Annotated in this window: 14 protein-coding genes; 9 read left to right on the top strand and 5 right to left on the bottom strand. The window is 55.6% G+C overall.

From position 1 onward, the window contains the following. Positions 1 to 144: 144 nt before the first annotated feature. Together recN and nadK are read right to left on the bottom strand one after the other, a co-directional pair. On the bottom strand, positions 145 to 1,806 hold the full coding sequence (gene recN / locus V8L73_RS13160; protein ID WP_347253191.1) for a DNA repair protein RecN: 1,662 nt from the start codon (positions 1,804 to 1,806) through the stop codon (positions 145 to 147). 96 nt (positions 1,807 to 1,902) lie between these two features. After that, on the bottom strand, positions 1,903 to 2,784 hold the full coding sequence (gene nadK, locus V8L73_RS13155; protein WP_261832278.1) for an NAD(+) kinase: 882 nt from the start codon (positions 2,782 to 2,784) through the stop codon (positions 1,903 to 1,905). A 103-nt stretch (positions 2,785 to 2,887) separates the two neighbouring features. Here nadK and grpE point away from each other — a divergent pair, with 103 nt between their 5' ends. Together grpE and V8L73_RS13145 are read left to right on the top strand one after the other, a co-directional pair. Then, entirely contained in the window at positions 2,888 to 3,469 is a 582-nt protein-coding gene (gene grpE / locus V8L73_RS13150) for a nucleotide exchange factor GrpE (protein ID WP_347253190.1), read from the top strand. A gap of 288 nt (positions 3,470 to 3,757) precedes the next feature. Beyond that, positions 3,758 to 5,158: a cytochrome-c peroxidase gene (locus V8L73_RS13145; protein WP_261832276.1), complete on the top strand. Its 1,401-nt coding sequence runs from the start codon at positions 3,758 to 3,760 to the stop codon at positions 5,156 to 5,158. A gap of 266 nt (positions 5,159 to 5,424) precedes the next feature. Here V8L73_RS13145 and ung read toward each other — a convergent pair whose 3' ends face one another. Beyond that, positions 5,425 to 6,102: a uracil-DNA glycosylase gene (gene ung, locus V8L73_RS13140; RefSeq protein ID WP_027275889.1), complete on the bottom strand. Its 678-nt coding sequence runs from the start codon at positions 6,100 to 6,102 to the stop codon at positions 5,425 to 5,427. Positions 6,103 to 6,462: 360 nt separating this feature from the next. Between ung and grcA the strand changes: the two genes are divergently transcribed. After that, complete coding sequence (gene grcA / locus V8L73_RS13135) at positions 6,463 to 6,846, top strand: autonomous glycyl radical cofactor GrcA (protein WP_027275890.1); 384 nt, start codon at positions 6,463 to 6,465, stop codon at positions 6,844 to 6,846. A 66-nt stretch (positions 6,847 to 6,912) separates the two neighbouring features. On the opposite strand, the gene srmB is transcribed toward grcA, so the two are convergent. After that, complete coding sequence (gene srmB / locus V8L73_RS13130) at positions 6,913 to 8,232, bottom strand: ATP-dependent RNA helicase SrmB (protein ID WP_027275891.1); 1,320 nt, start codon at positions 8,230 to 8,232, stop codon at positions 6,913 to 6,915. Positions 8,233 to 8,458: 226 nt separating this feature from the next. Between srmB and V8L73_RS13125 the strand changes: the two genes are divergently transcribed. From V8L73_RS13125 to rseC, 5 genes are all read left to right on the top strand, one after another. After that, complete coding sequence (locus V8L73_RS13125; RefSeq protein WP_347253189.1) at positions 8,459 to 9,208, top strand: tRNA1(Val) (adenine(37)-N6)-methyltransferase; 750 nt, start codon at positions 8,459 to 8,461, stop codon at positions 9,206 to 9,208. 330 nt (positions 9,209 to 9,538) lie between these two features. Continuing rightward, positions 9,539 to 10,114: an RNA polymerase sigma factor RpoE gene (gene rpoE, locus V8L73_RS13120; protein WP_027275893.1), complete on the top strand. Its 576-nt coding sequence runs from the start codon at positions 9,539 to 9,541 to the stop codon at positions 10,112 to 10,114. Positions 10,115 to 10,165: 51 nt separating this feature from the next. Beyond that, positions 10,166 to 10,801 carry an anti-sigma-E factor RseA gene (gene rseA / locus V8L73_RS13115; protein ID WP_051155831.1) on the top strand — a complete coding sequence of 212 codons (636 nt, stop codon included), beginning with the start codon at positions 10,166 to 10,168 and terminating at the stop codon, positions 10,799 to 10,801. Between the two features lie 3 nt (positions 10,802 to 10,804). Beyond that, complete coding sequence (gene rseB / locus V8L73_RS13110; RefSeq protein ID WP_036037990.1) at positions 10,805 to 11,749, top strand: sigma-E factor regulatory protein RseB; 945 nt, start codon at positions 10,805 to 10,807, stop codon at positions 11,747 to 11,749. A 12-nt stretch (positions 11,750 to 11,761) separates the two neighbouring features. After that, complete coding sequence (rseC, locus tag V8L73_RS13105) at positions 11,762 to 12,223, top strand: SoxR-reducing system protein RseC (protein WP_261832271.1); 462 nt, start codon at positions 11,762 to 11,764, stop codon at positions 12,221 to 12,223. Between the two features lie 109 nt (positions 12,224 to 12,332). Here the strand turns inward: rseC and bhsA are convergent, their stop codons facing one another. Next, entirely contained in the window at positions 12,333 to 12,593 is a 261-nt protein-coding gene (gene bhsA / locus V8L73_RS13100) for a multiple stress resistance protein BhsA (protein ID WP_027275896.1), read from the bottom strand. A 312-nt stretch (positions 12,594 to 12,905) separates the two neighbouring features. On the opposite strand from bhsA, the gene lepA reads away from it, so the two are divergent. Then, positions 12,906 to 14,723 carry a translation elongation factor 4 gene (gene lepA / locus V8L73_RS13095; RefSeq protein ID WP_027275897.1) on the top strand — a complete coding sequence of 606 codons (1,818 nt, stop codon included), beginning with the start codon at positions 12,906 to 12,908 and terminating at the stop codon, positions 14,721 to 14,723. Positions 14,724 to 14,729: the final 6 nt, after the last annotated feature.

The following is a 14,729-nucleotide window of genomic DNA, read 5'->3' as shown; positions in this document are numbered from 1 at the left end:
CGATGATAATAGACCTTGCGGCATTTGGAAACCTTCATCGTACTGTTTATCAGTCCATTATATAAAAAAACGCACCGGCAGGGCGATGCGTTTATTTTTGACTGCGCTTTTACCAAAAAGTTGGGGCGGGCGACGTTTATTTTTTCAGGCCGCCAGCAGCTCTTTGGCGTTGGCCAGCGTGTTGCGGGTGATTTCGCTGCCGCCCAGCAGGCGGGCCAGTTCCTGCAGGCGGGCCGCTTTGTCTAACAGCGTCATGTCGGTTTCCGTCTGCGCGCCGTCGGTGCGCTTGTTCACGTAGAAGTGGTGGTGCCCGCTGCCGGCGACCTGCGGCAGGTGGGTGACGCACATCACCTGCGTTGATTCCCCCAGCTGGCGAAGCAGCTTGCCGACGGTGGCGGCGGTTGGGCCGCTGATGCCGACGTCCACTTCGTCGAAAATCAGCGCCGGCGTTTCCATCTTCTGCGCCGTGATCACCTGAACAGCTAGCGCGATGCGCGACAGTTCGCCGCCGGAGGCGACCTTGGCGAGCGGAGCCTGAGGTTGACCGGGGTTGGTGCTAACCAGAAACTCGATGCGATCGGCCCCTTCAACGCTGAGGTGCTCCGGCTGCCACTTGACCTCAACGGTCAGCTGGCCGTGCGGCATGGCGAGGGCGTGGATGCTGTCAGTAATCAGCGACGCCAGTTCGCCTGCGGATTCGATGCGCAACAGGTGCAGGCGTTTTGCCACTTCCAGTGCGAACCGGTGGTGGCGTTCGACGTCCTGAACCAGCGCTTCGTAGTTTTCCTCATGGCGGCTGATTTGCGCGAACTCGTCCAGCAGCTGCTGATGCAGCTCCGGCAGCTGTTCGGGCGCAATGTGGTGCTTGCGGGCCAGCGCGATTTGGCGCGAGAGGCGCTGCTCCAGTTCGTAAAGGCGAACGGGATCGATTTCCATCCTCTCTGCATAGTGGCGAAGCTCTTCGCTGGTTTCGCTGACCTGAATAGAGGCCTCTTCCAGCATGTTCAACAGTTCGCCCATTTTGCCGTCGATGGCGGCCAGCTCCTGCAGGCTGTGCTTGGCGTGGTTGAGCATGCTCAACACGTTTTGCTCGTCGTTTTCCGCCAGCAGCTGGAGGGCGTCCTGACTGAGGGAAAGCAGCTGACCGCCGTTGGACAACCGCTTGTGCTCTTCGTCGATTTGCTCATATTCCCCTGCCTGAGGGGCGAAGTCGTTCAGCTCTTTGAGCTGGTACTGCAAAAGCTGCAGGCGGGACTCCTGCTCCAGGCTTTGCTGCTGATACTGCGCGAGCTCGGCGCAGCTTTGGTGCCACTGGCGGTAGGCCTGCTTCATTTCGGCCATCAGGTCGGTTTGATGGGCGTAGGCGTCGAGCAGGCGCTTTTGATGATCGGGCTTTAGCAGCAGCTGGTGGGCGTGCTGGCCGTGGATTTGAATCAGCAGCTGGCCAAGCTCGCGCAGTTGGGAAACCGGCACGGCGGTGCCGTTGATAAAGCCCCGCGAGCGGCCGTCGGCGCTGACCACCCGGCGCAGGATGCACTCCTGCTGGTCGTCCAGCTGGTTTTCCTCCAGCCACGTGCGGGCGGCGGGCGCGTCTTTCAGGGAGAAGCGGGCGCTGACGTCGGCCCGGCCGGCGCCTGCGCGCACCATAGCGGCTTCAGATCGGCCGCCAAGGCAGAGCCCCAGCGCGTCGATGGCGATAGACTTACCCGCGCCGGTTTCGCCGGTGATTGCCGTCATGCCGGCGTGAAAGTCGATTTCCAGCTCGCGGACGATGGCGAAGTTGCTAATGGTTAACTGTGCCAGCATGATCCTATTCCCGTATTAATAAAAACAAAAAACCAGCCACTGTAATTACGTACAGTATAAACTGGTTTTTTATACAGTAAAGCGGATCGTGCGCTTTTAGAACAATTTTTTCGACCAGCCGAGCTTGGTGCTTAGCGTATTGTAATAGCTGTAGTTTTTAGGGTGGATCAGGTGCAGCTGGGCTTCGCTTCGCTTAATGATGACGTGCTCATCCTTCTGGATGGGCAGGGCGATTTGGCTGTCGCAGCTGATTTCCAGATCCCTGCTGTAGTGGGCAAAGCGCAAATTAATGGTGCTGGTGCCGTTAATCACCAGCGGGCGCGACGTTAGCGTATGGGGGAACATCGGTACCAGCGCGATGGCGTCCAGCGTCGGCGTAAGGATAGGGCCGCCGGCGGAAAGGGAATAGGCGGTAGAACCGGTCGGCGTAGAGATAATCAGGCCGTCGGAGCGCTGGGAGAAGGCAAAGTTATCGTCAATATAGACCTCAAACTCGATCATGTGGGCCACTTTGCCGGGGTGCAGCACCACTTCGTTTATCGCCGTGCTGGTGCGGGTTGGCTGATTGGCCCGGTGAAGCTGGGCTTCGAGCAGAAAGCGCGTTTCGCTGATGTAGTCGCCTTCCAGCACCTCGGCCAGCTGCTGCTGAACGTTGTCCGGGTTTAAATCGGTTAAAAAGCCGAGGTTGCCGCGGTTTACGCCGATCACTTTGATATCGTATCGCGAAAGAATGCGCGCCGCGCCCAGCATGTTGCCGTCGCCGCCGATAACGACCGCTAAATCCGCCTCTTGGCCGATTTCCGACAGACTGCCGGTGGTTGCGCCCTGAAGCTCGAGCTCACCGGCGATCTGCTGCTCGACGATAACCTCGTAGCCCCGCGAGATAAGCCACTGGTAGAGCGCCTTGTGGGTGGCTAACGCCGCCGGGTGGCGGGGATGTCCAACTAATCCAATGCAACTGAACGCGTTATGATTCATTTATTGTTTCCAGGAGAATATGAACGACTTCCTTGATTCGTCGTTTTTCATCCCCATAATATACAAAAATAAGCAAGCGTAATGCCAAACTGCGGAGATAGACATGAGTAGTAAAGAACAAAACACCCCTAATGAGCAAGTCTCAGAAGAGATAAATGACGAGCATCAGCAAGTGGACGCCGCTGAGCCGGCCGCAGAGACAGATATCGCCAGCCAGTACCTTGAGCGTATTGAAAACCTGGAGGCTCAGCTGGCTCTGGCTCAGCAGCAGGAAAAAGAGAGCGCGCTTCGCGCCCGCGCCGAAGTTGAGAACGCCCGCCGCCGTGCCGAGCAGGACGTCGAAAAGGCTCACAAGTTCGCGTTGGAAAAGTTTGCCGCCGAGCTGCTGCCGGTTATCGATAACCTCGAGCGCGCCTTGAGCTCAACCGATAGAGAAAACCCGGACATGGCGACCTTTACTGAAGGCGTTGAGCTGACGTTGAAATCGCTTTTGGGCGCGGTGCGCAAGTTTGGCGTTGAGCCGGTAGAAGAGGTTAACGTGCCGTTTAACCCCGAGCTGCATCAGGCCATGACGATGCTTGAATCCGCCGACCATGCGCCTAATCACGTAATGATGGTGATGCAAAAGGGCTACACCCTGAACGGTCGCCTGATTCGCCCGGCGATGGTCGCCGTATCTAAGTAAGCCTTGCTATAAAAAGGCGGCGTTGTGTGAAACGTCGCCTCTTACCGCTTTTCCATCCCGTTTGAAGGGGTGATTCGTTTCAGTAGCCCCTTAAACAACTCATTGAATATAAATAATTTATTGATAGCCCCCTCCTATTCTAACGATAGGTACGACTGCCGGTTGTAATTGATCCCTATCAATTCGCATTTTGCGTCAGCGCCGATAATTTCCCCGCTTTTCTTTTTTCTTCATGAGAGGGATTTTTCTCATAGCACTTATTAAAACGAAGCAGGATGTGGGGTATCTATGATAAAGAAGCTCTTCATAGGCGCGTGTGCCGTCGGCATTATCGGTTACCTGGGAACCGCCGCTTATATTTACAATTATGACAAAGACCGAAGCGCTCGACTGATCGCCACCGCAACGCCGAAAGGCGATGCGAAGGTGCGAGAGATCTTCTACCAGCGCGGCTGTGAGTATTGCCACACGGCGAACGCCGATATGCCTTTTTATGCGTCATTTCCCATCGCGAAACAGCTGATGACTCATGACGTCAAGATGGGCTACGTTCACTTTAACCTACAGGCTACGATGGATAGCCTGGTTAACGGAACGGCCGCGCCGGAGTCCGATCTGGCCAAGATTGAACGCGTTGTTAAAGACGACAATATGCCGCCAACCCGCTATACCGCCGTACATTGGAACGGCGGTATGAGCACGGAAGACCGTGATGCCGTTCTCAACTGGGCAAAAGCGCAGCGGGCTGCCTACTACGTCACGAAAGGGGTGAGGGACGAGTTTAAGAACGAAGCCGTTCAGCCTCTGCCTGAGCCGATGAAGGTGAACGTCGAAAAGGTGGTATTGGGTTCAATCCTTTATCACGACAATCGCCTGTCGGGGGATGACACGCTGTCTTGTGAAACCTGTCACCGCCTCTCTTCCGGCGGCGTAGACAACATGGTGACGTCCAAGGGGATCAGGGGCCAAATGGGGCCGATCAACGCGCCGACCGTGTTTAACTCTGTCTATAACGTCGAGCAGTTCTGGGACGGCCGGGCGAAAAACCTGCAAGAGCAGGCCGGCGGGCCGCCGCTGAATCCGATTGAGATGGGCTCAGAGTCTTGGGATCAGATTATTGGTAAATTGGCGAAAGACCCGGCGTTGAGCGCCGAGTTTACCAAAGTGTATCCGGAAGGCTTTACGGCGGGCACCATCACCGACGCCATCGCCGAGTTCGAAAAGACGCTGGTAACGCCCAACTCGCCTTTCGACCGCTATATGAAAGGGGATGATGCCGCCCTGACGGCGCAGCAAAAGCGCGGCTTCCAGCTGTTTAAAGACAACAAGTGCGACACCTGCCACGTGGGTAAAAACCTGGGCGGCCAGTCGTTTGAAATGATGGGCCTGAAGGAAGACTACTTCGCCGCGCGCGGCAACGCCATTACCGACGCCGACCTGGGCCGCTTTAACTTCACCACCTTCGACCGCGATCGCTTCCGCTTCAAGGTACCGACGCTGCGTAACGTCGAACTAACGGCGCCTTACCTGCACGACGGCAGCATTAACTCGCTGCAGGGCGCGGTTGAAATGATGCTGAAGTTCCAGCTGGAAAACGAGCTGCCGAAGAAAGACGTCGACGACATCGTCGCCTTCCTGACCTCCCTGACCGGCGAATACAAGCGCGAATATCCGATGAAGCTGGAATAATCGTTTAGGCGCGAAGTATAAAGCTATAAACAGAAAGAGCCGCGAATGCGGCTCTTATTTTTCTTACATGCGGCGCTGAACTGCGGGAGAGCGTTCCGTTGGGGTCGACTTGGCGTAAGCCAACGAAGTGCCCCTAGGGACGGTAGGCCCGCAGCTCTCCCAAGCTTAATACAAGCGCCTTTCCGGCCGAGCACAATGGTTATATTGGCAAATAGTATTTTCGGCCGGAATATCCTCTGAAGCTTATTTAACAGATTCTCTACCCATCAAAGATCTGGCAACTGCCAATCTATCGGCGTTAGCCCCTGTTTCTCCAGCAGCGCGTTGGCCTGTGAAAAGTGGCGGCAGCCCAGAAACCCTCGGTGGGCGGACAGCGGGGAAGGGTGCGGCGCCGTCAGCACGTGGTGGCGGCTGCGGTCGATAATGCGCCCTTTTTTCTGCGCGTGGGAGCCCCACAGCAGGAAGACGATGCCGTCGCGATGGTCGTTGAGGGCGGCGATCACTTTATCCGTGAAGGTTTCCCAGCCCAGGCTCGCGTGAGAGTGGGCCTGGCCGCGCTCCACCGTGAGCACCGTATTGAGCAGCATCACGCCCTGATCGGCCCAGCTTTGCAGATAGCCGTGGTTAGGAATATGAAAGCCCGGAATGTCTTGGCTTAGCTCTTTATACATGTTGACCAGCGAGGGCGGTGGCTGGATGCCCGGCAGTACGGAAAATGAAAGCCCGTGGGCCTGATTGGGGCCGTGGTATGGGTCTTGCCCCAAAATGACGACCTTAACGTCCGCCAGTTCCGTTGAACTGAAGGCGTTAAAGACGTCCTTCTGAGGGGGATAGATAGCCTTGCCCGCCGCGCGTTCGCAGGCGACGAACTTCAGCGTGTCTTGAAAATAGGGCTGGGTTTTCTCCTGACCAATCACGTCTTTCCACGTCAGTTTATCGCTCATCAGCGTCTCCTTTACTTTTGGGAGCGGAAGTTACCGAAATCATACCGTAAGGCCAAAATAATGATGAGCTTTTTTATCAATTTCCCCACCGTACGGCGCCGGGTTATAAAAAAATTTGAAAATTTACAAAAATAATTAAAGGGGTTAAAATGGTAAAAATTGATGCAAAACAAAAAATTGTAGAAGTTGGATGAATTTACGATTTTTTAAAATTGATTTTTATCAAAGAATTCCTCTAATTTCACTGTTATATAAGAGGATATAGCAAGCTGGTTGGTCCTACAGGTGCGCTGCAAAAGAGAGTTTGTTGTTTCCCAGCGCTCAGAGGACGTCGATTTTAAATACTGATGGAGGCACCAAATGATTACTGGTATTCAAATTACTAAAGCAGACAACGCCGCACTGTTGAACTCTTTCTGGCTGTTAGACAACGAAGCGTCAGAAGCTCGCTGCGTTTGTGCTAAGGCTGACTATGTGGAAGATCAGGTTGTGCCTGTGAGCCAACTGGGCCAGTTCGAATATCGTGAAGTTCCGATGGAAGTCAAGCCGACCGTTCGCGTTGAAGGCGGTCAGCACCTGAACGTTAACGTTCTGAGCCGCGAAACTCTGGAAGACGCGGTAAACAACCCGGAAAAATATCCGCAGCTGACCATCCGCGTTTCAGGCTATGCGGTACGCTTCAACTCTCTGACGCCGGAGCAGCAGCGCGACGTCATTACCCGTACTTTCACCGAAAGCCTGTAATTTACTGCGCTTAGGATATGAAAAGGCCGCTTTCGCAAGCGGCCTTTTTTATGCGTTGAGAAAGCGTTAGCTTTGGCTTGACTCAGCGTCCGCGGACGGCTTGCGGCGTTTGCCGACGTTCTTGCTGTCGCGATGGCGAACCTTCACCTTCTTCTCTTTGCTCTTTTCTTTACGCTTCTCCGCCGCTTTGGCCTTGGCCTTTTTAGACGGCTTGTGGTCGCCGGGCTTTGGCGTTTTGGTCGTGGGCCGAAGCTCGTCGATGACCCGCATTTTGACCGGCTCTTTCAGGTAGCGTTCTATCTTTTCCAGCAGCGGGTGGTCGTGCGCTTCAACAAAAGAGACGGCGACGCCCTTTTTCCCCGCCCGGCCGGTGCGGCCAATGCGGTGTAAATAGGTATCGGCAGTGCGCGGCATGTCGTAGTTGAAGACGTGGCTGATGTCCTGAATGTCCAGCCCGCGAGCGGCGACGTCGGTTGCAACCAGCACTCGCACCGTACCGTCCTGCAGGCGCTTGATGGCCTCGTTGCGCTTGGCCTGCACCATCTCGCCTTCTATATAGAAGCACTTGATGTCGGCCTCTCGCAGCCAGCGGACCAGCTCGTGCAGCCTTTCGCGCTTGCGCACGAAGACTATCGACTTGCTGACTTCCGGCTGCTTGAGCCAGTGGCTGAGCAGGGCGGTTTTGTGGGTCAGATCGTCGGCGCGATAGTACCACTGGTGGATTTTGTTTTTCTCGCGGCGAGACGACTCGGCCTCTACGCGAACGGGATCTTTGAGCAGGCGCTCGGCGAAGTCGTTAATCGCTTCCCCTTCCAGCGTCGCGGAAAAGAGCATCGTCTGCTCGCGCCAGCGGGTTTCTCCGGCAATGTGTTCGATGTCCTGAGCAAAGCCCATGTCCAGCATGCGGTCCGCTTCGTCCAGAATAAGGATCTCAACCGCGCGGCAGTCAAAGTTCTCTTCCTTTATATACTGCAAAAGCCGCCCCGTGGTGGCGACCACGATGTCCTGATTCTCGCTGAACACTTCGGCGTGGTTCATGTAGGCGACGCCGCCGGTAATGGTCGCGATGTCCAGATGGGTGTGGGCAGCCAGCTCGCGGGCCTGGTCGGCAACCTGCATGGCGAGCTCGCGGGTCGGCGTCAGGATTAAAACGCGCGGCGGGCCCGACTTTTTACGCGGCGAGTCGAGCAGGTGCTGAAGCGCCGGAAGCAGGTACGCGGCGGTTTTACCCGTGCCGGTCGGCGCGGAGCCGAGGACGTCGCGTCCTTCCATTGCGGGCGGAATTGCCACTGCCTGGATCGCCGTAGGGCGAGCGTAGCCTTTGTCGCTGAGGGCGTCTAACAGCGGCTGGTCGAGTTCTAGTGCGGAAAAGTCTAATACGGTCATGGTCTACCTCTGCTTGGGGCGCCGATTATAGATGTATTATGCGGGATCTTCACCCGTTATTGTCGATCTTCCTCTCTTCTTTCTTCGGCATAGGGCCGTCAGAGGCGACGGCGCTTTTATTTAAGCCGCTTGCATATGGCGCATTCGCCCCCATTTTTGGTTAAAATCGACCTTTTACCGCGTTGACGACGGGCGATAAAAAGCGAACATTCCGCTGGGCAGAGAGATGAAGACAGAAAAAGGGGCGATAGCGCATCGCCGAGGCGGCTTTACGTTCAAACGCTTTTTTGTTGCGCACGACAGGTGCGGCATGAAGGTGACGACCGACGGCATTCTTTTGGGAAGCTGGACGGCGATCGGCGGCTCGTGTCGTCGCGTTCTGGATATTGGAACCGGAACCGGGCTGCTGGCATTGATGCTGGCGCAGCGCAGCGGGGACGACGTCGTACTGGACGCGGTTGAAATCGACGACGCCGCCGCCCTACAGGCGCAAGAAAACGCGGCGGCGTCGCCCTGGCCGCAGCGCATTCGCGTATTTCGGAAGGATATAAAAGCGTTCGGGCAGGAAAACCCCGGCGGCTACGAGGTGATTGTCAGCAATCCTCCCTACTTTGAACAAGGGTGTGAATGTCGCGATACGCCAAGGGCAAAGGCGCGCTATACGGCGGCGCTCAGCCATCGCGACCTTCTTTGCTGCGCCGACGCGCTGCTGGCGCCGCAAGGGGCGTTTTCTCTGATCCTACCGGTCGCGCAGGCGGCGTCGCTGCAGGAAACTGCGCGAGAGATCGGATGGTTTGTTCGACGCCGGGCCTGGGTAAGCCATCGCGAAGGGCGTTCGCCCTACGTTACGCTGCTGGAACTGGTGAAAACGCCGTGCTCAACCGATGAGACGCACCTGTTTATACGAGAACCGGACGGGCGCAGCTATACGGAAGCCTTTAAGCACTTAACGCGGGATTTCTACTTATCTTTTTAAGCCGTTGAGCGGGAAGGTTCCAAAATAAATTGAAATAGACTCTAAAATTAATAAAGAAGCGCGAATCCTCTGTGTCAAGACAAGTAAGTTTGCGGTTTAATGGTAAACTTTGTGTTAATCTATAACGCCTTAGGCTGCGGCCTGGCGGGTAAAATGAAAAGTGAAATAGCGGCGCTGGCTGGTTGAATAATTAGTAAACAATAACAGTATCGCGTAACGCTATGGAACTTATTGCAATAATGGGTTTCTAACGATTGCTTGCTCAAAGTGAAGATAAAAAACGGGTCAGCAATAAGTACGCATCGAGATAGTTGAGGAGCATTACCTCGGATGAGCGAGCAAGTAACCGACCAAGCGTTGGTTGAACGAGTCCAAAGAGGAGACAAGGCGGCATTTAATATTCTGGTTGTCCGTTACCAGAGTAAAGTTGCGGGCCTCGTTTCCCGCTATGTGCCGCAGGCGGACGTTTCCGACGTGGCGCAGGAGTCGTTTATTAAAGCTTACAGGGCGTTGGCCTCTTTCCGTGGAGACAGCGCGTTTTATACCTGGCTATACCGCATTGCGGTGAACACGGCAAAGAATTACCTGGTTGCCCAGGGGCGCCGCCCGCCGTCCAGCGATGTAGACGCGGGGGACGCAGAAAATTTTGAAAATGCGAGCGCATTGAAAGAAATTTCGAACCCTGAGAACTTAATGTTGTCTGAGGAACTGAAGAGAATCGTTTTTAGCACCATCGAGGCGCTGCCGGAAGACCTGAAAATGGCAATCACCCTGCGGGAAATCGATGGTTTGAGCTACGAAGAGATTGCGGAAATCATGGACTGTCCGGTAGGCACCGTTCGCTCCCGCATCTTCAGAGCTCGAGAGGCGATTGATAATAAAGTACAACCGTTGATACAGCGTTAGCTGTGTTTTTAGGCAATTGGGATGTTGTAAAAAAGAAAAAGGGTATAAGGCATGCAAAAAGAAAAGCTTTCCGCTCTGATGGACGGGGAATCGATCGACAGTGAAACGATCGAACAACTGTCTCAAGATAGAACGCTTCAACAAAGCTGGCATCGCTACCACCTGATTCGCGATACGATGCGCGGGGATATCGGCGACGTAGTCCATTTGGATATTGCCGATAAAGTGTCCGCTGCACTCGCTCTTGAGCCTGAGCTCTCTGATGTCTCCCAACCCGAGATTTCACAGCCGCATCCGTCAACCTGGCAGAAAATGCCGTTTTGGCATAAGGTTCGCCCGTGGTTTTCCCAAATGGGGCAAGTGGCCGTCGCCGCCTGCGTATCTCTAGCCGTGATCGTCGGCGTGCAGCAGTTTAATCAGCACGGCGAAGAGGGCGCTCCGGATGCTCCCGTCTTCAATACGGTGCCTTTAAGCGGCCAGGCGTCGCCGGTCAGCTTTGACGTTGCGACCGAAGGCGCGCAAAACATTAATCAGCAGGCATCGGAACAGCGTAAGCGCATTAACGCTATTTTGCAGGACTATGAACTGCAGCGCCGTTTGCATGCTGAACAGTTAAAAACGGTACAGCCGTCCGCAAGCTCTAGCGCTAACAACGGTCAGTCTGCACAACAAGGGTTATCCCAGTAGTCGATGAAGTCAGCTGCTTTTATTCTCTGTAGTTTGCTGGGGGGATTAGTCTCCCCGGCATTTGCTAATCCGCAAGGCTCAACCGAAGCGCTGCTTGAGGAAATGACCTCCGCCAGCCGGGCGATGAGCTATGAGCTTTCCTATATCAACGTCAGCAAGATGGGCGTTGAGTCTCTCCAGTACAGCCACTCTTTGCAAAACGGTCAGCCGCTGGTCCAGATGATTAACATGGACGGCCCGCAGCGCGAAGCCATCATGCGCGGATCCGAAGTCAGCTATTTTGAACCGGGTATGGAGCCGTTCAGCATTCGCGGCGATCACATCGTTGATTCGCTGCCGGCGCTGGTGTTTGCCGATATCGCTCGCCTTGAGCGCTACTATGACTTCGTTAAAGTCGGGCGCTCGCGCATTGCCAACCGCCTGTGCGACGTGGTGAGAGTCGTTCCTCGAGACGGACTGCGCTATAGCTACGCGGTATGGCTGGATACGGAAACCAGGCTGCCGCTGCGGGCGGATCTTATCGATCGCGACGGCGACACGCTGGAGCAGTTTCGCGTTATCGCCTTTACTGCCGGCGACAGCGTGCGTGAGAAGATGGCAAGCGGCGCTTTACCCGATATGCCGCCGCTGCTCTCTATCCCTTCCGGCGACAAGCTTTCCCTCAACTGGAAGGCCGGCTGGCTGCCGGTCGGATTTACCGAATCGTCCCGCAGCCGCCACGGCGTACCTAATTTAAACACGGTCGTTGAGTCGCGCCTGTTTTCCGACGGCCTGTTCAGCTTCTCTTTAAGCATTACGCCGACCGGCTATCAGTCCGGCGAGCACCAGCTGCGGCAGGGACGGCGGACAATTCATACCGAAACTCGCAATAACGTCGAAATTACCGTTATCGGCGAGCTTCCTCCCGCTACGGCAAAACGCATTGCCGACGGCGTCGTTTTTAACTAGAGCGCGCCAGATATGCTGAGCGAATGGGCTACCGTCGTCGACTGGCAGCAAGGGGTGGCGACGCTGCGCTGCGAGCAGCGCTCCGGATGCAGCGGCTGCCGTTCCTCCGCCAGCTGCGGAACGCGAGCTTTGAGCAAGCTTGGGCCTAACGGCATCCACGAACTGAAGGTCGACTATGCCCAGCCGCTGCTTCCGGGGCAGCGCGTGGAGCTGGCGATTCCCGAATCCAGCCTGATTGCTTCCGCTCTACTGGTCTATATGGTGCCGCTTTTAGGCATCCTGCTGTTTTCTTCCCTGCTTTATTTTTGGGCCGGAACCGATCTGGCCGCCGTGGTTGGCGCTGCGTTTGGCGCGGCCGCCGGATTTTGCGTCGCGCGCTTTTACGCCGTCAGGCTGGCGAAAAGGCCGACGATGCGTCTGACCATCGTCCGGGTGGCGCTGCCCGGCGTTAACCTGGACGAAGATGCAGTTTAGAAAAGAGAGAATAAAAAACACTCCGCGTAAGCGGAGTGAAAGACAGGAAGTACAGAAAATGATGAAACGTCGTAATGAGGGAAGAGAGTTACGGGACACGCCCTAGGCGTTACTTGTAGATAATCGCCGTGCCGCTGACCCTGTTGTTACCGGAAGCGGAAACGATGTAGTAATAGCTGGCGCCCTGGGCGTCCGCCTTTGCGGCAAGCTGGCTCTCCAGTGCGGTCAGGCTGATAGCGCTGCTGGCGGAAACGGTGCCAATCTTATCCAAATTTTCTGTCTTAGTTCTGTCAACCTGCTCTGCGGCAAAAGAGCTGAAGGATAAAGCGGACAGTACGGCGGCGGCAGCGATTAATTTAACGTTTTTCATGGTAATTAACTCCAGTTGGTTTAAGGAAGAGAGAAGATGTTCTCTCGATGTGTGTCATTATAGGCGTCTGACTCACGATGGATAGCGGAGTAAATTGACAATTTCATTCAATTTTTTTGACTGTTTGTCAGCGAATTTAAGAAATAAGAGGACGGTCGGTAAGGGGCATTCATCGCGTATGTCGCTATGTTTTAACCATCCCGACGTGTAGAATGTCCGCCAGTTTAATATTGACGTAAAATTTTTCGGGGCGCGGTGGGCATGGAGTTTACTGCGTACTCGTGTGTTTCTGTATCAGCCGGATTTAGGTAAATGACTGATAATAAAGTTATCGCAAACAAGAACATAAGAAACTTTTCGATTATTGCCCACATTGACCACGGCAAGTCGACGCTGTCTGACCGCATTATTCAACTCTGCGGCGGCTTGAGCGATCGTGAAATGGCGGAACAGGTTCTGGACTCTATGGATTTAGAGCGGGAGCGCGGCATTACGATCAAGGCGCACAGCGTGACGCTCGACTACAAGGCTAAAGACGGCGAAACCTACCAGCTAAACTTTATCGACACGCCGGGGCACGTTGACTTTTCTTATGAGGTTTCTCGCTCGCTGGCGGCCTGTGAAGGGGCGCTGCTGGTGGTGGACGCGGGTCAGGGCGTAGAAGCCCAGACGCTGGCCAACTGCTATACCGCCATTGAAATGGATCTGGAAGTCGTGCCGGTGTTGAACAAAATTGACCTGCCGGCGGCCGATCCCGATCGCGCGGCGCAGGAAATCGAGGACATCGTCGGCATCGATGCGACCGACGCCGTGCGCTGCTCGGCGAAGACCGGCGTCGGCGTGCCGGACGTGCTGGAGCGCCTGGTAAGGGACATCCCGCCGCCTGAAGGCTCCGCTGACGCGCCGCTGCAGGCGCTGATCATCGACTCCTGGTTTGACAACTATCTGGGCGTTGTGTCGCTGGTGCGGATTAAAAACGGCGTGCTGCGTAAAAACGACAAGATTAAGGTAATGAGCACCGGCCAAACCTACGGCGTAGACCGCCTGGGCGTGTTCACCCCAAAACGTATTGACACCGAGAAGCTGGGCTGCGGCGAAGTAGGCTGGGTTGTTTGCGCGATCAAGGACATCCTGGGCGCGCCGGTGGGGGATACGCTGACCGGCGCCCACCATCCGGCCGACAGGCCGCTGCCGGGCTTTAAAAAGGTGAAGCCGCAGGTGTATGCGGGCCTGTTCCCGGTGAGTTCCGACGACTATGACGCCTTCCGCGACGCGCTGGGCAAGCTGAGCCTGAACGACTCTTCCCTCTTCTATGAGCCGGAAAACTCTACCGCGCTGGGCTTCGGCTTCCGCTGCGGCTTCCTCGGCCTGCTGCACATGGAGATCATTCAGGAGCGTTTGGAGCGCGAATACGATCTTGACCTGATTACCACCGCGCCGACGGTCGTTTACGAAGTGATTACGACCGCCGGAGAAACGGTGTACGTCGACAGCCCCGCCAAGCTGCCGCCGCTGAACAATATTGAAGAGCTTCGCGAACCGATAGCGGAATGCCACATGCTGCTGCCTCAGGAATATCTGGGCAACGTCATCACGCTGTGCGTAGAAAAGCGCGGCGTGCAGACCAACATGGTGTATCACGGCAATCAGGTCGCGTTGAGCTATGACATCCCGATGGCGGAAGTGGTGCTGGACTTCTTCGACCGCCTGAAGTCGACCTCTCGCGGCTATGCGTCTCTCGACTACGGCTTTAAGCGCTTCCAGGCGTCGGACATGGTGCGCGTTGACGTCATGATCAACGGCGATCGCGTGGACGCGCTGGCGCTGATTACCCACCGCGATAACTCTCAGACTCGCGGTCGCGAGCTGGTGGAAAAGATGCGTGAGCTCATTCCTCGCCAGCAGTTCGACATTGCTATTCAGGCCGCGATCGGCAACCACATTATCGCCCGCTCGACGGTAAAACAGCTGCGTAAAAACGTGTTGGCGAAGTGCTACGGCGGTGACGTAAGCCGTAAGAAGAAGCTGTTACAGAAGCAAAAAGAAGGTAAGAAGCGCATGAAGCAGGTGGGGAACGTCGAAGTTCCGCAAGAAGCGTTTTTGGCCATTCTTCACGTTGGTAAGTCCTAAGGAGTT

Source organism: Leminorella grimontii (genome assembly GCF_039789245.1).
GTDB classification, from domain to species: Bacteria; Pseudomonadota; Gammaproteobacteria; order Enterobacterales; family Enterobacteriaceae; genus Leminorella; species Leminorella grimontii.
This window is presented reverse-complemented; position numbering and strand designations above follow the sequence as displayed.